We start from the raw sequence: 19456 nt of genomic DNA, 5'->3' as shown, positions 1-19456 counted from the left end.
TAAATCTTTACTCCGTTTATCTGCCGTAACTTTAAATAAGCCAGAAAGGAGCTGCTTCAATGCAACTCCTGAACTATCGGGAATTTACGATGGATATACGATAAAGTTACAAATTGCTTAACACCAATGTTAAAATATGCTAATATTGTTAATAAGGCGGTGGTTAATAAAGTGCAACAAATCTCTGATTATCTTTTTATGAGTTCTATAATTCTGCTTATATTAACTTTACTTTTTAAAGGCGTAGGCTCTAAAGGTTCTTCTAATTCAATTGGAAATATCGATTTAGCCATGCATGAAAACCATGGTAATGATTTAAAAAGTCAGGACTCGATTGTCAAAAGTATATTTAAATCAGTTTTCGTATGGATTTCAATTTTAGGAATACTTGTTTCAATTCTCTTGTCGAAATTATAAATTCCTGCCTGAAAACGAGCAAAAAAGGCGCTGGTAACAAAAGCGTCTTTTTTGCTCGTTTCCAGGTAAGCAGCTAGAGAATGACAGCGGGATTACCCCCCCATGACCGCTATTTAACTAATTTTTTCCTTTAGCGGAATGACTAAGAATGCAGCCCATTATTACCCAACTCTATCATTGCTATGAAATCAAAAAATAAGTGTACTAAAATAACAGGGACTATCCTCCTACTCTTCACAAAATATATTGAAAAAACAAAGAACATTAATCCCGCATACAAGGCAGGGATTAATCCCTGATATAGATGGTATGATGTTTGAATCACTGTACTTATTAGCACTGAAATTTCTTCATTTTTAAGCAAATACTTTGCTTCTGTTATGGCATATGCTCTAACAATTAGTTCTTCAAAAAAAGGATTTATAATGATAAATAGTAAGTAGAAAATTGATACGTTTGTTTTTAAAAAATCAATATTTTTTGGTGTCTGTCCAAAATTCGGAGAGATGGCAAGAGCAATTACATATAAAATATAGATTCCAAAAAAGAGAAAGATTCCATGTAATATATCAGTTTTCCGAAACTCAAAACCTATATCTGTATAATCTCTCCCCTGTTTTTTTAATACTAAATAAAGTACTCCCAACGAAACTATTTCCCATATAATACTAGAAATAAATTGCAAATCAGAGCTATTCTCTGAAACCTTATCTGTTAGAAAAAGATATAATGAGTTTACTACAAGTGGAAATATTGAAATTAAAAAAACTGCAACTAATGCAAGTGTGCGAATTTTGGCTTCAGATCTCACTATGTACTCCTTTTATAATAATCTATCCACTACACTTAATATGGTCCCGTCAACATCAAAAAATACTATCTCATACACTGCTAGAATCCCCCTACATTAAAAACACCTTACTCTAATATACGTTAGTAACCCATAGAGTTCCATGCTTAACTGACTTATCTTGCCCGCTAGCACAGTAAGGCTGCCTATTACTGCCGACAGCCTTCTCTCCGTTAGTAGGACACCTTGTACGGCACGGCTATTTCTCCAGCTCATAGCGGGCCGCGATAATACCAGACTTGAACGTCCGGCTGGACAGCAGCTTGAGCCTGATTTTCTCACCGTCGCGGTGGAATGCCGATTTTCCGCCGCCCAAGATGACCGGACAAATCGTCAGTAGGAATTCGTCGATCAGGCCGAGCTCAAGCAACGTCTTCGCCGCCCCCGGACTGCCGAAGATAACGAGATTTTTGCCAGGCTGCTCCTTGAGCGCCTTGATTTCCTCTGCGATATTGTCCTTGATCAACATCGTATTGTTCCATTCCACAATGTCCATCGAGCCGGAAATGACGATCTTCTTAACATCCTGCAGCCATTTGGCATGCTCCATCCCGTGCCTCGACGCATTCGGATCGTCCAGCACCGTTGGCCAGTAGCTCTCCATCATCCGATACGTCGTGCGTCCGTATACGGGAGAGCCGACTTCGGCTACGACCTCCTCGGCGTATTTCTCTAATTCCTCGTTGTACGGAATCCAATCTAGTCCTCCGTTCGAATCTGACGCATACCCGTCCATCGACACATGCATGAACAATACAAGTTTTCTCATGTTTGCTTCTCCTCCGATTTCGAATTTAGTTGTTCGTTTTTGGCAGTTGGCTCGTGGTTCGCCTTGCTCTTACGTTCACTATAAATCATTACGTTACGTAAGGGGCAAGTGGAAATCTAAATTTTCTTCGCACAGGTCTATTGTAGAAAAAATGTTATTAAATAAAATATACCATATATTGGGACTATCCTGCCCTTTAGTTGAGCAGTAAAAAAATAGACCCGCAGCAATGGGCTGAGGATCTAACGTTTATCCAACCAGGAAATGTTGCGAAGAACTAAATAGGGGACATGAGGTTGTTCTCCATAATCTACATTGCTCGATAAAGATCGTCTTCGCCCCCAAGCTAGGGAGTCGTACTTCCATTTGTTTTATTTCAGTTGAAATCCGATTCGATACTGACCAACTACAGCCCCTAAGCTATTGCGAATTTCATCTGGACACAACTTACGGAGACGCGCAATTGTAGTCTCATCCTGATAGCCAATTTGAGTAAGAATGGCGGCCACGACATACGCCCACTTTTCTTCACTTCCATCTGCAACCTTTAAAGCAAAAGCCAATCTCTCTCGTTTCAGAGCAAAACAGTAGATGCCTTTTGCTCCGCCTTTCGCAACAATATTAGCGTCATTCAACAACGCTGGACAGATGAGCCCTGTTCCAGATACCCAATCCGGACAGCCATTCATTGCTGCGGTCAAGTCGCACACAGCAGCGGAAGTGGCTGTATCCTCAATCAGCTCGGGATGTGCGAGCTTCAGAAACGCTTGCGCCGCATGGTACAAGGGTATCGCATAGACAGGAAGTCCGCAGCCGTCTATACCAAGCTGTATGCGATCGCCCTGAAGGCCTGCCATTTCGCCTATGATCGCTCGAATCTCCTGCTGCAGCGGATGGTCATCCTTTTCATATCCATGAAGTGCGTATTCTTCTGCCTGACATACGGCAAGCATGCCTAAGTGCTTCCCTGAACAGTTATGATAGAGCTTCCTTTCCAGATGACCATCATGAAGCATTCGATAATGGCTTGCCGTATGCAGAGGAAAGGATGCCCCACAAACCAATAGCCCTTCATGCAAACCAAGCTTAACGAGCAACCTTTCTAAAGTATTCACATGAAACGACTGACCTCGATGCGAGGCTGTTAGAATAGCCTGTTCCTCCAAGGTTAGATCATATTTCGTATGAAGCTGTCTGCGAAAAAAGGGAATCGCCTGGAAAGGCTTTGCCGCCGATCGTAAATACGTGACATGATGGGGATCGCCTACCTGATATCGGATAATACCCTGCAGGTCGATCCCAACCACATGCCCCCAAAATTCGCATTCCACTAATTGTCCACGCCATTCTTCCACAAGCAATGCTGCCTTCGTCATCCGTAGCTTCGTACCTCCCTACGCCTCAAGCCACAACCGCCTTGCATTGTCCATCGCGATCTTCGAAGCTGCCCTGCATTCCTCCATACCTTCAAATTCAATGGTAAGATAACCGTTGTATCCTGAATCCTTAATGAGCTTCATGATTCGACGCATGTCGATATCTCCTTGACCGACGATCGCGCCTCTTAGATAGTTGCCATTCGCGGTTGTAAACCAAGCACCTTCGCCGGGATGCTCATCGTACGGTCTGAAGTAAAAATCCTTTATATGGATCAGTGAAGCATAGGGCAAATTTTTACGCACACCGATAAGCGGCTGCTCATCTACACACATGAAATTGCCGATATCCAGTGTCGTCTTAAAGTTAGGGCGATTAACCTCCGTTAGAACGCGTTGTACACGATCACTTGCCTGTACGCTGAAGCCGTGGTTTTCAATGGTCGTGGTGATCCCGTAGTGCGCCGCATAATCGGCAATGAGACGACTTCCTCTTACCATCGCGTGTAAATTCGCTTCGAACCATTGAATCGTCATCTTGTCAGGAGGTAAGGTAAAAGCTGTTACATCATGCCGCATATGTGTCATACCTAGCATATTCACCAAATCAACATGCTGCTTGACTCTTACTATCTCTGCTTCGAAAGCCTCTTCCGACTCCTGGACAAAGTTAGCCGGCATCGAATAATTGGATAGTTCAATGCCAACTTCCTTAGCTTTAGATCGGACTGCGGCTGCTAGCTCGGGCTGGTCTATCAGTGTAAAACCGTAGGGGACGATTTCCATATGTTCACCGCCATGGTCTGAAATCCACTGTATGACATCTAGGACTGTCATTTCCCCTGTTTTTAATGCACCCAGTAAGCTATATGTGCTAAGACCGATTTTCAACGCTTATTCACCTCTGCCTCTTATTCGATTTCCAGCGCGATCACCGTATCCATATCGTCTGGTAGTTCGGCGCCGGTCAAATGAATGAATGCCCCGCTTTCAGTATCCGAATAATGTTCTGCCATCCATGGTATAGAAACCTTTAGTTCTGAACCGTCTGCGAGGAGCCTCGCCTTCTTGATTTTCCCCTTAAGCCCCTGGAAATAAATCGGTCCGATGCCTCGATCAAATACGTGGGCATATAGCATATTCCCGTTCTGTGTATAGCGTCCCCATTCAGGCTTCGGTAGCGAGGAAGCTCCGCAGCCATAAATGCTTTCCCCATTACGCCGCATCCAATCACCAACCGAGGTCAAAATTCGAGTGGACTCCTCTGGAATTTCTCCTCTTGCATCTGGTCCGACATTTAGAAGCATATTGCCGTTCTTACTGACGCATTCGACTAAAGCCCGAACGACCTGTTTCGGTGATTTGTAGGCAAAATCCTTCGCATGATAGCCCCAATTGTCGTTGAGTGTAATACAGGCCTCCCAGGGTACATTTAATCCGTTTTCGTCAACAATCCCGCCGGGAGGAACGATTTGCTCAGGAGAATAAAAGTCGCCGGCGTATACTTCCGGTTCTGACTTTTTAATATCTCCACCGAGCCGATTGTCAATAATAATGTCAGGTTGCAGCGAGCGAATCAGGTTAACAAGCTCTGTTGCCCTCCACTTTTCACCTGTCATATCATCGTAGGAGAAATCGAACCACATGATATCTATTTTACCGTAATTTGTAAGTAACTCTTTCACTTGTGCATGCAAATAAGCCACATAACGCTCGAATTGGATGGACCGGTTTTGATAAGCTTCATTGTCTCTCATCGGGTGAATGCGATCCCCATAGGCTGGATAATCATCGTGATGCCAATCAATCAGTGAATAATAAAAGCCGACCTTCAATCCTTCATCGCGAAAGGCTTCTACATATTCCTTGATCAAATCTCGCTGCGCAGGTGTGTTCGTCGCTTTGTAGTCCGTAAACTCGCTGTCAAATAAACAGAAGCCATCATGATGCTTCGTCGTTAGGACAGCATATTGCTGCCCCGCCGCTTTCGCTGCCCTGGCCCAAGCCCGCGGGTCATAGCGGTCCGGTCGAAACTCTCGGAAGTACGGTTCATACGCCTCATTACTCAGCTTCTCGACACTTCGGACCCACTCCCCCCTAGCGGGGATTGCATACAATCCCCAGTGAATAAACATGCCGAATCGTGCTTCCCGGAACCAGTCTGTTCGCTCCCAACGCTTGTTCATGTTTTCCCTCCATTTTTGCGAATCGTTTCCTGCTATCACTTTTTATACACTTTATCGTAAGCATCCTGATAGATTTTGATGAATTGATCCATGCCGGAATCTTTAAGACCCTTCACATAAGCATCCCAATCTTTGTCAATGCTTTTGGCTCCCATGATGAACTGCAGCATAGACTGCTTGACGTAATCCGTAATAATCGGCTTCAATTGCTTCACTTGATTAGCCTGATCGTTCGTTAAGAAAATATCCGTCGGGAACTCTTCCTTCGGTTGGTGTCCCTCATACAATTCTTTGGTAGCCTTGTAAAGACGGGTTTCCAAACCATCCATCGTATAGATGTCTTGGCTTGCTGCATAGGCAGTTTCTCGATATTCCGAGGAACGAAGTCCTGGTCCCATTTGATTCCAATGGTCGTTCTGCACCTGACCTACGCCATAAGTCGTTTCTTTCACCTTGAACTTAGCAGCGGTTCCGCGTGTGTTCTTATCATTCGCATCAGCTTTCACCCAGTTCCGGCCTTCTTCCCCGAAGTTGGACAATGTCGTGCCCTCATCCGAATAGAGATAATCGGCTAGACGAATTGCGGCTTCCGGATTTTTATTTTTATTCGTCACGGCAAACACCGAGTTTCCAATGCCAATGTAGTGAGCCGCGAACGACGCGCCATCTGGACCCATAAGTGGCGCAATTGGATCATAGTCTTTGTGGCGCGTTGCCGTTGGTGAGGCATCTGTGAATTCGCCGAACCAGCCTGCAGGAATCGCACCAGCTATCGCAACACCAGGACTATTCCCTTTTTGGGAAAGTGCATCCGATTTCTGCGTAAAGGCTTCCTTATCAATCAAACCTTCCGCATACAGTTTGTTTAAGAATTGCAGACCTTTTTTGAAGCCTGGTTGGTCGACCGAAGTTGCCAACTTGCCGCTATTCATCATGAAATAATTGTTGTCCGCATTGAAATATACGAACGCATTCATGACGAAAGACTCAATATCCGTATGCCAACCCGTTGGTGAGCCCGTGAACGCAATTTCGTCTGCTTTGCCATTCCCATTCGGATCCTTTTCCTTAAACGCTTTTAACATGTTATAGAAATCATCGGTCGTCTTCGGTGCGTTAAGACCCAGTTTTTGCAACCATTTCGTATTCACCCACATTTTGGCAGAAAACTGACAATGGTAGCACTCATTCACGGATGGTATCGCATAAATGTTGCCGTCAGGTGCTGTAATCGCCTTCTGTAAGTACGGAATATCTGTGAACGCTTTCTTAATATTCGGCGCGTATTGATCAATCAACTTGTTTAACGGGAGAAGAACGCCTTGTTGACCGTACAACAGCTGCTCCTCTTTCGTTAAATTACCTTGCATGAAAATGTCGGGATAGTCGCCACTTGCTAGCAGCAACTGCTTTTTCTCATTCAATGCCGCTGTTTCTCCAGGCACTAGCTGCCAGTTCAAATGAATATTCGTCTTACCTTCCAAATATTTGGTGAACCAATTCGTATTCAAATCGGCAATATTCGCAGATTGCGGCGCGAAGGCAGTCATTGTAATTTTATTTTTGGCAATCGGAAAGCCAGTTGCATTAACGCCTTTTCCGCCATCGGAGCTTGCAGCCCCTGTTGGACTAGCACTACCTTGTGGATCATCATTGGACGTGCAGCCCACTACAGGCAATGTTATAAATAAAATCAGGACCGCCGATAACCAAGTTTTTCTGGTTCCTTTATTTACCATGCGTAAACCCTCCTTGTTATTCATAGCTATTCAATTTCCATGCGGACACAGCCTTAACAAGCTTCCCGGCATCCCTCCCCTCAATGTGTACCTGGTTTCAACCTTTCAGTGAACCAATCAAAAGCCCTTTCACAAAATGCTTTTGTACAAACGGATATAACATGAGAACAGGCGCGCTCGCCACGACGATCAGTGAATATTTAAGAAGTTCTTTTAACCCTTGCCGATCCGCAAGTTCTTTGACATCCTTAATCATCGTGGGATCAATGGAGTTCAAGATCAGAATATTTCGTAAAATAAGCTGCAACGGATACAATTTAGCCGATTTCAAGAAAATTAATGCTTCAAAATAAGAGTTCCAATAACCAATGGCATACATAAGCACGAGAACGGCAATGATCGGTTTAGACAATGGAATGACAATACGGAGTAGAAACTTAAAATCGCTGCATCCATCTAAATGTGCTGCCTCCGTTAATTCCGAAGGAATTGAGGTTTGAAAAAACGTCCTTGCAAGAATGACCTGCCATACCGAAATGGCGCCTGGAATAATCATTGCCCATCTCGTGTCGAGCAACCCCATTCCTTTAACAGTTAGATAGTAGGGAATTAATCCTCCGTTGAACAGCATTGTAAAAATAAACAGTGCGGTGATGACGTTGCGTCCATAAAAATTTTTGCGCGAAAGTGGGTAAGCCGCCGTTATCGTCAACATCACGCTAAGCAGTGTCCCGAAGAATAGATAGAACAAAGAATTTCCGTAGCCCGTCAGGATTTGCGGATTCTGAAATACGGCTTTGTACCCTCGAAGGGTTGGCTCAACTGGGAACAACCACACCTTGCCTGAAATCACAGCTGACGAGGAGCTGAACGAGGAACTAACGATATAAATGAGCGGGTATGCCACAATGATTAAGCAAATAATCAGAAATAGATAGACAAAGAACAAATACATTCTGTCGACACTATTTTCAAGAATACGTGTAGGTGCCTTTCTCGCTTCGAGCAGCACGGTTTGCTCGGAATTCACCATCTCATTTACCTCCTACCACAAGCTTGTCTCTGAATTTTTCCTTGCCACATAGTTGACCACAATGAGCAGTAATAAATTGACAACCGAATTAAAAAGTCCGACAGCCGCAGAGAAACTGAAGTTCGCTCCGACCAAGCCCATTTTGTAAACATACGTAGATATGACCTCGGACGCTCCAACATTAATTGCATTTTGCATCAGGTACACCTTTTCGAATCCAACGTTCATGATTTGACCAGCATTCAGAATAAGTAAGATAACCGCCGTTGGCATGAGGCTGGGTAAGTCGATATTTATCATCCGTTGAAACCGTGATGCACCGTCTACTTTTGCCGCCTCATACAAATGCGGGTCTACCCCTGCCAGAGCGGCAATGTAAATGACCGAGGCATATCCTGTAAACTGCCAGACATCGGAAAGGACATAAACGGTTTTGAAATAAGCCGGCTTTGACATGATATTTTCCGCTGGAAATCCGAATTTATCCGCTAATAGATGAACGAAGCCTAACTGAGGAGAAAGGAACAGCATAATGATCGAAACCATGATAACCGTAGAAATAAAATAAGGAGCGAATGTGACTAACTGTACAGTCCTTTTAAAAATCCCGTTTTTTAGTTCATTCAATGCAAGTGCAAGTATGATCGGTGCCGGAAAGCCAACAAGTAGTGAGTAAAGGCTGAGGAGAGCCGTATTTTTGATTACCCTCCAAAAAATGGGTAGATGGAAAAAGTCCACAAAATGCTTGAAACCGATCCAATCACTTCCCCATATTCCTTTCGTGACCATAAAGTTTTTAAACGCGATTTGAACGCCAACCATCGGTATGTATTTAAAAATGATCAAATAAACAAGTGACGGCAGAATAATCAGATAGAGTTGCCAGTTTTTCTTTACCATTTTAAGTGCTATACTCATGGTACTCCCCCTCGATGCAGTGACTATTCGCTTGTATTAAGCGCTTACAAATCCAATAATAACGAAATATGTCTCATAATTATAGTGATCATTTTTAAGCAGGTAGTGTCCGTTTATAAGGTGGTGTGATTCGTGAAAATGAAGCCTGCTTTCAACTATCAGAATTTGTCGATTGTGAAAAAAATGGCAATAGGCTACATCTTCATCATCTTTATTCCGATTATTTCATTCGGTCTGTTCCTTTATAACCAGAACTACAATAGCTTTCTCGAAGAATACGCGCAAGGCAGACAAAAAATTGTGAATCAAGTCCTTAATAACGTTAATGTAAGTACGGTACAGATCGAATCTGCGTATCAGTTATTCCAAAATAATTCGAACACGATTGCCTATTTAAGCGGGAACTACCGGAGCGATTTTGAACAAGTTTCCAATTTTTTGACTTACATCAGACCTTTGTTTTCTTATATTTTATCATCTAATCAAATGATTGATGGGATGACGATCTACATGGAGCAGCAAAACGGTATGATTTTCCGACCCGAAATGGCAAGAATGGACGAGTTCAAGTTGGATGAGAGCATTAAGAAGCTTCCGCTAGGTATAGGTAAATGGATAACGTTTACGAGTGGCTCCAATCAAGACATCAATCTTCATTATTTTCATAAAATTGGAAATCGGAATTTTGAGCAAGACATCGGACTTCTCGATATCAAGGTGACTTCTAATTTCATAAAACCTTTATTGGAATCGCTTAATTTAAACAGCAAAAGTAATTTTTATGTCCTCGATCAGGATAATCAGGTTATTTCTCATATTGAAAAAATTCCCTTATCCAAAGATTCAGAGATGGCCTTATTGGACCAAGCTTTCCAAACTAATGCCAAATATGCGTATCACACGATTAATGGAAATAAAATACTGATTGAATCCTTTTATTCTGACAGCTTGAAATTGCAGTTTGTAATGATGGAGCAAGTAGACACCGTCTTTATTGGGATCAAAAAAAATAAGTATATTCTCGTATTGATTGTCGCTCTCCTATTACTGCTTCTTTCCGGTATCTACTATCTGATCGCCAGTTCGATAACGAAGCGCATTCTGAAGCTTTCCAAGCATATGCGGCAAGTTGACGAAAACCATTTCCCTATCTATCGCGGGGAAATTAATAAAGACGAAGTCGGACATCTAACTTCCTCTTATAATGCGATGATCAGGCGCATGGATGAGTTGGTTAATACCGTCCATCGTTCGGAAATGCTGCGAAAGGAATCGGCCTATCTCATGATGCAGGCACAAATCAAGCCTCATTTTCTATACAATACACTCGAATCGATTCGCATGATCGCAGAAGCCAACGATGACCCTGAAGCAGCTGAGATGTCCTATACGCTAGGCAAGCTGTTTCGCTACAGTTTATCTGGAACGAAGAATGAGACTTCGCTCCGAGAAGAAGTGGACAATGTCAGAGACTATATTAAAATTCAGCAAATTAGATTGGCTGACCGCCTGAAAGTAACGTTTGAGATCGATGCAGCTATCGATAATTTTCAATGTCCCCACTATATACTCCAGCCGATCATTGAAAATAGTATTGTTCACGGGATTGCAAATGTAAGAAAACAAGGATCACTTTCGATCCGGATTTGGGAAGATTCTGCTTTCATGTTCATTAGCGTTGTTGATACGGGTATTGGGATTGAGGAAGAACGTCTTATACTCCTCCAAGGTGTGTTAAACGGCACCATAGATGTCCATCGTTTGCAGAAAAGTGGCGGAGGTCTCGGAATTATGAATGTAAATGAACGTGTGAAAATGTTTTTTGGCGATCGTTCCGGTATTCAACTAGAGAGTAAGATTCATGAAGGGACGATATGTTTACTTAAGTTAGCTAAGGGGGTAACATCATGAAGCTGATGGTAGTCGATGATGAACCTATCATCTTAAATGGTATTATCCGTATGATTGAGAAAGCGCATACACCATTTATCGAGATCATCGGCGCTAATGACGGCGTTGATGCCATGCATAAACTAGCGACTTTTCAACCTGATTTGATTCTTACCGATATTCATATGCCTGAAATGGATGGACTCACACTGATAAAGGAAATACAATCTTTGAACCTTTGCAATAAGTTCGTTATCTTAACTGGCTATGGAGATTTTGCTTATGCCAGACAAGCGCTTCGCTATCAAGTCATCGACTATTTGTTGAAACCGATTAATAAGGAAGAACTCATGAACGTACTAGAGCGAATCGGGAGAACCATTCAGAATGAACAAAAGCAAATCATCGAGCATGACCTACTTCTGCTCAAAGAACATATCCTTTTCAATACGCAATTTGATGACTTGCCGTTTAAACCTGAACAGTTGCAATCTCTGATTCCCCATCCTTATACGACGATAATTGTGATACAAGCAACTGATCATTTACCGCTTTTGACAACCGAAAGCCTATCTAGTAAGGGTACCCATCTAGCACGTATTTTCCAGAAATTGTACACATTCCAATCTCGCTTCTTGCAGCAAATTATCATTATTACGAATAGTGTGCACCTCCCCACCAATGAAGATCTACAGCTTGCATGTGGAGAGTTGTTCGGTACCGAGAGAAAGCAAGGCAGCGGATTTTGCATTGGGGTTAGCATACGGAAGAATGATAATGAGCGTATACGTGATCTGTATATTGAGGCTATGGCTGCGATGTTATTCAATCGATACTTCTCCTCCAGCACCATAACCCTCTATAAACCGGAGTCGGCATACATACATCAAAACTTTGATAAACTTGTACAATACATTGAACGTTCAATTGACGAACAGCTTTCAATAGAGCAGATCGAGAAGGATGTACAATCCATACTTCCTCATTTTCCGGGCAATACTGTAAGTAATAACAAGCTTCGCGAGCAGTTTCTTATCTGTGTTAGTGTTTACTTGCAAAGTGTTGGCTTAACGCCTGAAGCCATCTGGGGTGAACATGCAGCATCCAAGCTTTTTTTATCGAACAACACGTTACATGCAGATATCCATATCTCGGAGATCATTGCGCAGCTTATTCAATATATTCGCACCTCCAACCACCACCAACCGAACATTCATACAATTGATAAAATCGTCGCTTTCGTGGAACAAAATTACAAGTTGGATTTATCGCTCGATGCGGTTGCCGATCATGTGCAAATGCACCCTAATTACATCAGTATGTTGTTCCGGAAAGAGATGGGACTGACCTTCCTTCATTACTTGCATACCTTTCGAATTAACAAAGCAAAACAAATTATGCATGAGAATCCGGAATGGCCGATCACCACGATTGCGGAGCAAGCTGGTTATGAAAACCCACGGCAATTTTTCAAAGTATTCAAAAAATTCGAGAACATTACACCTGGACAATTCAGGCTTGAAAATTCCTCTTTTTGAAGTTCCACATAACGAGACAGATCACTAAGTTTAATACAACCTTACCATAAATTAAATATTCCTTTTTTATCCAATTATCGATATAATGAGATTTGTTTACATTTTGATGAAAGAGAGGTGTATGGCATGCGCCTTAAATCTGACCAACCTTCCAAGGGTCGGCCAGTTCTATTCTCGCTCTTCCTCGGCATTGTGCTAACCTTATTGATTTCAGTAGCATCAGCTGTAGCCACCGTTCAAGGCTTGGGTGATACAGGCATGTTGATCGCCCAAGGGTGTGCATTCTTCGTCATGGCTATCGCGATTACAATGTATATGCTAAGGAAGGGCAGCACGATGTCCATCTATGGCTTCAAGCGGCTGACAGGAAGGGACACTAAAGCAGCGCTGTACTATATTCCGCTCGGTATCATTGTCTTAATTCAACCTGTGATTGGTGGATTAAATAGTGAACTGTCCTTAGGTAAGGTTGTCTTAATTGTCCTTTTTTCACTTTTAGTCGGGTATACCGAAGAGTCAATCTTCCGAGGGATAATTTGGGTCAAGTTGAGGGAAAAAGGTTCCCTGTTTTACATCCTGTTTTCTTCCATCTTTTTTGGTATCCTACACATGGCCAATGCCCTAAATGGCAGGGACTGGTTGTCAATTTTACTTCAGATAATAAACGCGTTTCTTATCGGACTCATTTTAGCATTGCTGATTGAAATGACAGCTCGCATTCTCCCCTTAATCATTTTTCATTTTATGTTCGATGCACTCGCCCAACTGACAAACTCAACAACAACTGATAACGAAGTTTTTGTTGTTGCTGTACTGAATATCTGCTACTTGCTTTATGGTACTTATTTAGTTGTCAAAGTAACACGCAGACGCAAAACGAACATTCAAATATCTGCCTGATCTTATTGAGTTGTAAAAAAGCATTCCCTGCTGACCTAGTCAAACTGGAATGCTTTTTTGCGTATTTTAGTAGATTTAATTCACATATTAGACGTTAACTCTCGTTCACCCGTTAGTATAACGAATAATATAGACCTAAACAGGCACTAATTATTTGTTTCCCAAAACTTCTTTTTTCATCTGATATCTTGATTGTTAAGACATACCCTATAAATATTAAAAAGAATAAAGTGTTTCCCCGCTCTACTGATACTGGTAATTTAAGGGTATATACTAACAACCTTTATCTGTTCTTTTACTTCGTCCTCAGGAGAACCTCTTGCTGGATTACCCTGCTTGTTTTATTGTAAAGAAAATTGAAGTAATGTTTGAGCTTTCTCTGAATCGGGTATGTAATACTAGGGCTTTTAGCTGCTATTGCAATCATTCAGGAGGTGTTCGTAATGAGTAATTCTATTCAACTATTAGACCGTACCTGTAGACTAAAACAGATGAGAAAGCAAGGGCAAATTCCGGCAGTCGTATACAGCAGCAGAATGAAAAGCGAGCATGTAGCTGTTGAGGAAAAAGTAATCCGCGCCGCACTTAAAAGCAATGCGCACGCGATTATGGAAGTCGTCCTGCCTTCCAAGAAAAAGCATCCGGTGATGATTCATCAAGTTCAAAAGGACTGTTTAAGCGGACAATTGATACATATCGATTTTCTGCAAATCAATATGAAAGAGAAGCTTGATACTGCTGTGGCCGTTCATTTCAGCGGAGAGCCCATCGGCACCAAAGAAGGCGGCATGCTGCAGATTGAGATGCATGAGGTCCTGATTCGCTGTATGCCAAATAAGCTGCCAAGTTCATTGGATGTGGATATCAGCAAGCTGAGCATAGGCGACAAATTGCATGTTTCCGACTTGGAAGCGAGCAAGGATGTAGAAATCTTAACAGATCCAGAAGCAATTCTTGTAACCATCCTGGCAGCTCAGAAGCTAGATGAAACACTTGAGCCTGCAGCCTTAGAACCTCAAGCAGATTCAGATGCCGCGGAAGCGGAAAGCGCAAGGTAGAAGTTTAATCGAACAATCTATGGTACACAAAGAGCCTGGCTTAAATGCCGGGCTCTTTGTGTACTTGAACAGCGGAATTACGGCACCTTTTAATCTCTTTTCGAATTTCCCAATTCCCCAAGCTCCCATGTATGAATAGCCTAACAATCTCTTTTAATGGTTAACGTAATGGAGGCAGCCGATCATGCCGGCTGCCTCCCATTGGTGTTTATTGAACAAACGTTTATCGTTAGCGGAAAATTGCTGATGATGCATTATTTATTTTTTATTAATTCTTCTACTAACACCCCGTTAATCTTCAATCCAGATATATCACAATCGCGAATATCCAGATTTGCTAAATTACAGTTTGTTAGTTGCCCATTAGATAAGTCACAATTTACAAAGCTAGTTGGTTTGTAATCGCCATTTGGATTGTAATTACCATCCCCCTCCATAGGGAGAACAACATTACGAAATTCAGTGCCAATTAAATGAACATGGTCAAGAACAGCATGACTAAAATTGGCATTTTTGATTTCTGTGCCAGTGAGATTAGCATTTGAAATTCTAAAATCAGACATATTCACATCATTTAATACCATGCCTATCATATTTGCATTTTTAATTTGTGTGTTTGTCAAATTAACATTGTCAAAATATAATTCCTCAGCTTTAACCTTTTGAAACCTCGACCCAGAGAGATCAGCCATTTCAAAATCTAAACGTTCGACCTTTAATTCCATCTTCACAAACCTCCAATATTAGTATTAAACCAATTCTTCGACAGCTCACTTTTAAATCCCCCCTAGGAATTAATTTGAGCGGGATTAAACATTTCCCAAATCAACGAATGTTCGCATAAAAAACCTCCCATTTGGAGGTGAATGAGTTATTTATTTTCATAATGTACTAAGTCGTAGTTCAAAAAAATACTGTACAATTGGATGCTTTAACCTCATCTTCTCGGTCATGTTTAGAATTCGTTTTTTTCCAACTCGTCTGTCAACCAAAGCTAGAATATTCAATAAGATATCATTACTCTCTATGCTTTCCTCTATTGAAATGGATAAAAACTTGTTAGCTATAACGATAAAATTTGATTTACTTAATGCTGATTGTGCTGACAAAAGCTCCTTTGCATATTCCGATATTTTTCTACTTCTTGCTATTACTTTTAAACGATCCTCCGGAACACTCCCGTTAGTATCTTTTCTGACCGCTTCAATTTCATCATTATTGATCGGAATCTGGATAAATGAATCATTCTTAATTTCCAACTCCGTCTGATACCATCTGATTAAGGTATCACTCATATTGAGTACTTTCTTTTTATCAACCGCAATATAGCAAAGTCCTGCTTTATCTGGTAAATAGCGGTAGCTGGTTGAAAGGTATTCGACCCTTCCATTTAGCGCAGGACTGAGAAAACTCTCCAGTTGTTGTTTCAATTTGCTCCAGGCCATTTTATCCTCCTGTATTTTGTATTATAAAAAAACCGTTGAAGCTCTCGTTCTATTTTCTATAATACATTAACCACCACATCGATCAAAACAACATTAACCCAATCCTCCCTCCTCTATTTCAGGGTTTGAGTTAATTATAATTAATCTTTCCCTATATTGTGGATAATCTTAATGTTACGATACTGTTGCTGCAAAAATAAAACGTAACGAGGTGAGGACAATGATAACAAAAAAATATACGTCTTATCCTCATGTTGCTTTTTAGTTATTCTTTTACGAATACATTAATCCCTGAGGGTAGATTTCACTCACAGGGCTTTTATATTTAGACAGAAGAAACGTTTACGCTTTCTTGCCGTCTATGACAGCCACTTACGAAGTGGCTGTTATTTTTTTAGGCTTCGTTTCCCGATATTCACCGCTTTCCAAATATGAAAGGATGATGCTTTATTAAAAGACTCGCTCAATATTTTCGCTCATTACAATCCGGACAGTCATCTTACAGTATGATTTATGAAGGTTCATACTATGAAGATGGAGGGACGATATCTGACCCAACCTATTGGAATAATGATGTTGCCTATTACATTGAACGGACACATAAACTCACACTGGATAAGCCATGTATCACCATAAAAATACCTTTTGATCGTCTCGGCTTAGATGAAAATATCGATCAAGTTGTTCTCTCCGATTTTGCATTACGAGAATGGGTTGATCATATTGAGGCATTAAATAAATTGATTTATAACCGGTCTCGTTCTGATAAAGAAAATGGTGCTTTTTATTGTTTTCGTCCAACCAACGTGGTGTTGCAACGGAATGCATCCTTTGTCGAAGTCATCTCCGAAAAATGGTATCTATGCTTAATGATTACGGTTCAACTGCCATTCAAGAATAATGATAAAGCTATGCGCATGCTATGCAAAATGCTTCCCAAAGAAGTAGAGGATTTAATTGCCAAGTGGGATCTCATCCAATTAAATGCTGCCTATGAATTGGTAAAAAAACAAAATAGGATTCGCGAATGGCTGAAATCTAGTAGATATTGTGCGTTTATTGCGAATGGCAGCATATTGCCAAGAAATAATGACAACAGCGGACCACTGGAGGGTGCGTTGCCATTTACATCCCCGGAAGATGTTGAAATTGACATTTATGGTTTGCGAGGAATGGGAATAAAACATGGTGTGACGGTCATCACCGGCGGTGGTTATTCGGGTAAAAGCACATTGCTGGACGCACTAAATTCGGGAATTTACAATCACAGCATTGACGACGGGCGAGAATTTGTGATTACTGATCAAAGTGCAATGGAAATTTCTGCAGAGGAAGGTCGTTCCATAACAAATATCAATATTACGCCTTTCATCAAATGGATTCCCAATGGTTCCGCTGAACAGTTTTCGACTCACTACGCCTCAGGTTCCACATCTCAAGCTGCAAATATTATGGAGGCAATCAACGTTGGGTGTAAGCTTCTTCTTATTGATGAAGACAGAAGTGCAACGAATTTTATGATTCAAGATATCAAAATGCGTTCCTTAATCAAGCATGAACCCATTACACCTTTTACGGAGCGTGTCAGGGAGCTTTATGAGGCTGCCCACGTATCTTCCGTTCTTGTTATTGGAGGTAGCGGTGAGTTTTTATCCGTTGCCGATCAAATCATCTTGATGGACAATTTTGTGCCAATAAATGTAACTCAAGAAGCAAAAAAATTATGTGAACACGACAAACCACGCGAACGTATCCCCTTTACAAAATGGGAGATAGAAAGAAAAATAACCTCCGATCAATTTTCGAGCTATCCCCAGGGCAGTGGTACAGAAAAGCTGATGGTTTCAACCATGGGATACATGATGATAGGCGATGAACAAATTGATATCAGAGGGCTTTATAATATCACATCACAAGCCCAGCTTGCAGCTATTGCCTTTTTAATTCGAAAAATGGCTATAAGTAATCAGGACCGCCTCATTATTCTTCATGAAAAGATCAAAAAAGCTCTCGAAGATATGGAGAGAGAGGGAGTGGATATCGTTTTTTCTACCTTTTTCCCTGGTTTCGAAAGATGGCTTGAATTACCAAGAATTAATGAAGTATTATCTGTCATAAACCGAATGAAACATTTGAATTTTATTCAGCTTGAGCCCTATGAACACCTCTAAATATGACATAAATATACGAATGCCAAAGAGCAATTGTCGCGTGTAAGCGGTCCTTATTTCTATATTCCGAAATTGGAAAGCCACTTTTCAATTTTCACTACTCTAATCTCCCATTACTTGAATGAACAAATAGAGGAGCTGCCGCGATGCAGGCTCCTCTACTATTTATTCTTCTAGATAATTATCTTAGTTCGCAGCTGCTTTCCAACTCTTTTGTAGCTTACGAATATAACAGATTTGACCAATGTGATAAGCATTATGAGTTGAGACGTTCCCGATTATTTCCCACCATTTGGCAGCCTCTGGGAAACCTAATACATCACTTTCGACTTTTTCTTCAGTAAGTAGATCTTGCCATTTTAAAAGCACCTCTAATAGTCGTTCTTTTATGTCAGTGAATTTTTGATCTTCGGGAATAATAAAACTTCTATTATTATTTCCTATGGAAGGCACAGCATTGACATGAGATTTTTGGTACCTGGTTTGCCAAGTTTCATTCCAATACAGTAAATGCTGCACAATTTCAGCGATACTATTACTATCTTCACTAGGTTTCCAAAACGCTACTTCCTCTGACAAATTATCAACTGCATCGGAAAAAGGTAGGTACCAACTAGGGTCATTAGCATTTGCTAACAACTGATTAGATAAAATATCTTTTACATGAAACATACTTTTCACACTCCTTATGAAGGATAAACGGCATACGATACTTCTTCAAGCATTAGAGTTTACTCAGCGTGCCCTTAGGCCTGTTCTGTCTCTTTTAGCAGACGGTCCAATGCACAAGCCGCTATAGCCCCTACAATATATCGGACCAAATCTGCATATAGGAATCCTTTTCCGAGTATTAGCCCGCCAAATAGAGTATTACGTAAGTTGATTATCCATTGTGCTTGGTACAATTGGCTGAATTCAATTACAAAGCAGAACCCAAGACTAATCACGAGGACTTTCATAGTTAACATTCGGATGAATAGTACACGAACGCCGAAATAAATCATAGCCGCCCAGAGAACATCACCGAAATGTTTTACCACAAAATCGGGCAGCGCGGAAGTATTCATCCTCGAACCGAACCCAAGCATTATGCATACCAATACTGCTAGAAGGTACTTCACTCTTGTTCTCACAAATTCCCTAAATTGGAATACCCCCTCTTGCTG

At 41.3% G+C, this 19456-nt stretch carries 18 protein-coding genes; 6 read left to right on the top strand and 12 right to left on the bottom strand.

Going from position 1 to position 19456, the window contains the following annotated elements; translation table 11 throughout:
• Positions 1 to 126: 126 nt before the first annotated feature.
• Positions 127 to 417, top strand: a complete 291-nt coding sequence (locus tag ACSQ8O_RS14005) for a hypothetical protein (protein ID WP_436242171.1) — start codon at positions 127 to 129, stop codon at positions 415 to 417.
• 142 nt (positions 418 to 559) lie between these two features.
• Here ACSQ8O_RS14005 and ACSQ8O_RS14000 read toward each other — a convergent pair whose 3' ends face one another.
• The 8 genes from ACSQ8O_RS14000 to ACSQ8O_RS13965 all read right to left on the bottom strand — a co-directional run bounded on the left by ACSQ8O_RS14000 (position 560) and on the right by ACSQ8O_RS13965 (position 9288).
• Positions 560 to 1228, bottom strand: a complete 669-nt coding sequence (locus ACSQ8O_RS14000) for a CPBP family intramembrane glutamic endopeptidase (RefSeq protein WP_436242170.1) — start codon at positions 1226 to 1228, stop codon at positions 560 to 562.
• 238 nt (positions 1229 to 1466) lie between these two features.
• A complete protein-coding gene (locus tag ACSQ8O_RS13995; protein ID WP_436242169.1) occupies positions 1467 to 2036 on the bottom strand; it encodes a dihydrofolate reductase family protein in 570 nt (189 codons plus the stop codon).
• Between the two features lie 371 nt (positions 2037 to 2407).
• Positions 2408 to 3412: an asparaginase gene (locus ACSQ8O_RS13990; protein WP_436242168.1), complete on the bottom strand. Its 1005-nt coding sequence runs from the start codon at positions 3410 to 3412 to the stop codon at positions 2408 to 2410.
• Positions 3413 to 3430: 18 nt separating this feature from the next.
• Positions 3431 to 4303 (bottom strand): sugar phosphate isomerase/epimerase family protein, encoded by an 873-nt coding sequence (locus ACSQ8O_RS13985; RefSeq protein WP_436242167.1) that lies wholly within the window; start codon positions 4301 to 4303, stop codon positions 3431 to 3433.
• Positions 4304 to 4323: 20 nt separating this feature from the next.
• The gene (locus tag ACSQ8O_RS13980) at positions 4324 to 5598 is read right to left on the bottom strand and encodes an alpha-L-fucosidase (RefSeq protein ID WP_436242166.1); all 1275 of its coding nucleotides are present in this window, start codon (positions 5596 to 5598) and stop codon (positions 4324 to 4326) included.
• 35 nt (positions 5599 to 5633) lie between these two features.
• Complete coding sequence (locus ACSQ8O_RS13975) at positions 5634 to 7337, bottom strand: ABC transporter substrate-binding protein (protein ID WP_436242165.1); 1704 nt, start codon at positions 7335 to 7337, stop codon at positions 5634 to 5636.
• Between the two features lie 97 nt (positions 7338 to 7434).
• Positions 7435 to 8370 (bottom strand): carbohydrate ABC transporter permease, encoded by a 936-nt coding sequence (locus ACSQ8O_RS13970; protein ID WP_436242164.1) that lies wholly within the window; start codon positions 8368 to 8370, stop codon positions 7435 to 7437.
• Between the two features lie 12 nt (positions 8371 to 8382).
• Positions 8383 to 9288 carry an ABC transporter permease gene (locus ACSQ8O_RS13965; RefSeq protein WP_056619564.1) on the bottom strand — a complete coding sequence of 302 codons (906 nt, stop codon included), beginning with the start codon at positions 9286 to 9288 and terminating at the stop codon, positions 8383 to 8385.
• A gap of 138 nt (positions 9289 to 9426) precedes the next feature.
• Between ACSQ8O_RS13965 and ACSQ8O_RS13960 the strand changes: the two genes are divergently transcribed.
• The 4 genes from ACSQ8O_RS13960 (at position 9427) to ACSQ8O_RS13945 (ending at position 14674) form a co-directional block, all read left to right on the top strand.
• Positions 9427 to 11199, top strand: coding sequence for a sensor histidine kinase (locus ACSQ8O_RS13960; protein ID WP_436242932.1), 1773 nt, complete (start codon positions 9427 to 9429; stop codon positions 11197 to 11199).
• On the top strand, positions 11196 to 12716 hold the full coding sequence (locus ACSQ8O_RS13955; RefSeq protein WP_436242163.1) for a response regulator transcription factor: 1521 nt from the start codon (positions 11196 to 11198) through the stop codon (positions 12714 to 12716). The genes ACSQ8O_RS13960 and ACSQ8O_RS13955 overlap by 4 nt, the downstream gene beginning before the upstream one ends.
• A gap of 126 nt (positions 12717 to 12842) precedes the next feature.
• Positions 12843 to 13616: a CPBP family intramembrane glutamic endopeptidase gene (locus ACSQ8O_RS13950; RefSeq protein ID WP_436242162.1), complete on the top strand. Its 774-nt coding sequence runs from the start codon at positions 12843 to 12845 to the stop codon at positions 13614 to 13616.
• Positions 13617 to 14059: 443 nt separating this feature from the next.
• Complete coding sequence (locus tag ACSQ8O_RS13945) at positions 14060 to 14674, top strand: 50S ribosomal protein L25 (protein WP_436242161.1); 615 nt, start codon at positions 14060 to 14062, stop codon at positions 14672 to 14674.
• A gap of 254 nt (positions 14675 to 14928) precedes the next feature.
• Here ACSQ8O_RS13945 and ACSQ8O_RS13940 read toward each other — a convergent pair whose 3' ends face one another.
• A complete protein-coding gene (locus ACSQ8O_RS13940; RefSeq protein WP_436242160.1) occupies positions 14929 to 15399 on the bottom strand; it encodes a pentapeptide repeat-containing protein in 471 nt (156 codons plus the stop codon).
• A 156-nt stretch (positions 15400 to 15555) separates the two neighbouring features.
• Complete coding sequence (locus tag ACSQ8O_RS13935; protein WP_436242159.1) at positions 15556 to 16119, bottom strand: SF0329 family protein; 564 nt, start codon at positions 16117 to 16119, stop codon at positions 15556 to 15558.
• Between the two features lie 506 nt (positions 16120 to 16625).
• Here ACSQ8O_RS13935 and ACSQ8O_RS13930 point away from each other — a divergent pair.
• Positions 16626 to 18290, top strand: a complete 1665-nt coding sequence (locus ACSQ8O_RS13930; protein ID WP_436242158.1) for a P-loop domain-containing protein — start codon at positions 16626 to 16628, stop codon at positions 18288 to 18290.
• Positions 18291 to 18476: 186 nt separating this feature from the next.
• Here ACSQ8O_RS13930 and ACSQ8O_RS13925 read toward each other — a convergent pair whose 3' ends face one another.
• Together ACSQ8O_RS13925 and ACSQ8O_RS13920 are read right to left on the bottom strand one after the other, a co-directional pair.
• Complete coding sequence (locus ACSQ8O_RS13925; protein ID WP_436242157.1) at positions 18477 to 18962, bottom strand: DinB family protein; 486 nt, start codon at positions 18960 to 18962, stop codon at positions 18477 to 18479.
• A gap of 74 nt (positions 18963 to 19036) precedes the next feature.
• Positions 19037 to 19357, bottom strand: coding sequence for a DUF2809 domain-containing protein (locus tag ACSQ8O_RS13920; protein WP_436242156.1), 321 nt, complete (start codon positions 19355 to 19357; stop codon positions 19037 to 19039).
• Positions 19358 to 19456: the final 99 nt, after the last annotated feature.

The organism is Paenibacillus sp. LjRoot56 (assembly GCF_964253335.1).
In the GTDB taxonomy this organism is placed as follows: Bacteria; Bacillota; Bacilli; order Paenibacillales; family NBRC-103111; genus Paenibacillus_E; species Paenibacillus_E allorhizoplanae.
The sequence above is the reverse complement of the archived record's forward strand: the minus strand, read 5'-3'. Positions and strand labels throughout refer to the sequence as shown.

Bases quoted from the DNA above. Each gene is read 5' to 3' on its own strand.
- ACSQ8O_RS13955 (WP_436242163.1), top strand. From the start codon at position 11,196: ATGAAGCTGATGGTAGTCGATGATGAACCTATCATCTTAAATGGTATT.
- ACSQ8O_RS13960 (WP_436242932.1), top strand. From the start codon at position 9,427: ATGAAGCCTGCTTTCAACTATCAGAATTTGTCGATTGTGAAAAAAATG.
- ACSQ8O_RS13995 (WP_436242169.1), bottom strand. From the start codon at position 2,036: ATGAGAAAACTTGTATTGTTCATGCATGTGTCGATGGACGGGTATGCG.
- ACSQ8O_RS13975 (WP_436242165.1), bottom strand. From the start codon at position 7,337: ATGGTAAATAAAGGAACCAGAAAAACTTGGTTATCGGCGGTCCTGATT.
- ACSQ8O_RS13990 (WP_436242168.1), bottom strand. From the start codon at position 3,412: ATGACGAAGGCAGCATTGCTTGTGGAAGAATGGCGTGGACAATTAGTG.
- ACSQ8O_RS13935 (WP_436242159.1), bottom strand. From the start codon at position 16,119: ATGGCCTGGAGCAAATTGAAACAACAACTGGAGAGTTTTCTCAGTCCT.
- ACSQ8O_RS13930 (WP_436242158.1), top strand. From the start codon at position 16,626: ATGATTTATGAAGGTTCATACTATGAAGATGGAGGGACGATATCTGAC.
- ACSQ8O_RS14005 (WP_436242171.1), top strand. From the start codon at position 127: ATGTTAAAATATGCTAATATTGTTAATAAGGCGGTGGTTAATAAAGTG.
- ACSQ8O_RS13965 (WP_056619564.1), bottom strand. From the start codon at position 9,288: ATGAGTATAGCACTTAAAATGGTAAAGAAAAACTGGCAACTCTATCTG.
- ACSQ8O_RS13940 (WP_436242160.1), bottom strand. From the start codon at position 15,399: ATGGAATTAAAGGTCGAACGTTTAGATTTTGAAATGGCTGATCTCTCT.
- ACSQ8O_RS13970 (WP_436242164.1), bottom strand. From the start codon at position 8,370: ATGGTGAATTCCGAGCAAACCGTGCTGCTCGAAGCGAGAAAGGCACCT.
- ACSQ8O_RS13925 (WP_436242157.1), bottom strand. From the start codon at position 18,962: ATGTTTCATGTAAAAGATATTTTATCTAATCAGTTGTTAGCAAATGCT.
- ACSQ8O_RS13980 (WP_436242166.1), bottom strand. From the start codon at position 5,598: ATGAACAAGCGTTGGGAGCGAACAGACTGGTTCCGGGAAGCACGATTC.
- ACSQ8O_RS13920 (WP_436242156.1), bottom strand. From the start codon at position 19,357: ATGAATACTTCCGCGCTGCCCGATTTTGTGGTAAAACATTTCGGTGAT.
- ACSQ8O_RS13950 (WP_436242162.1), top strand. From the start codon at position 12,843: ATGCGCCTTAAATCTGACCAACCTTCCAAGGGTCGGCCAGTTCTATTC.
- ACSQ8O_RS13945 (WP_436242161.1), top strand. From the start codon at position 14,060: ATGAGTAATTCTATTCAACTATTAGACCGTACCTGTAGACTAAAACAG.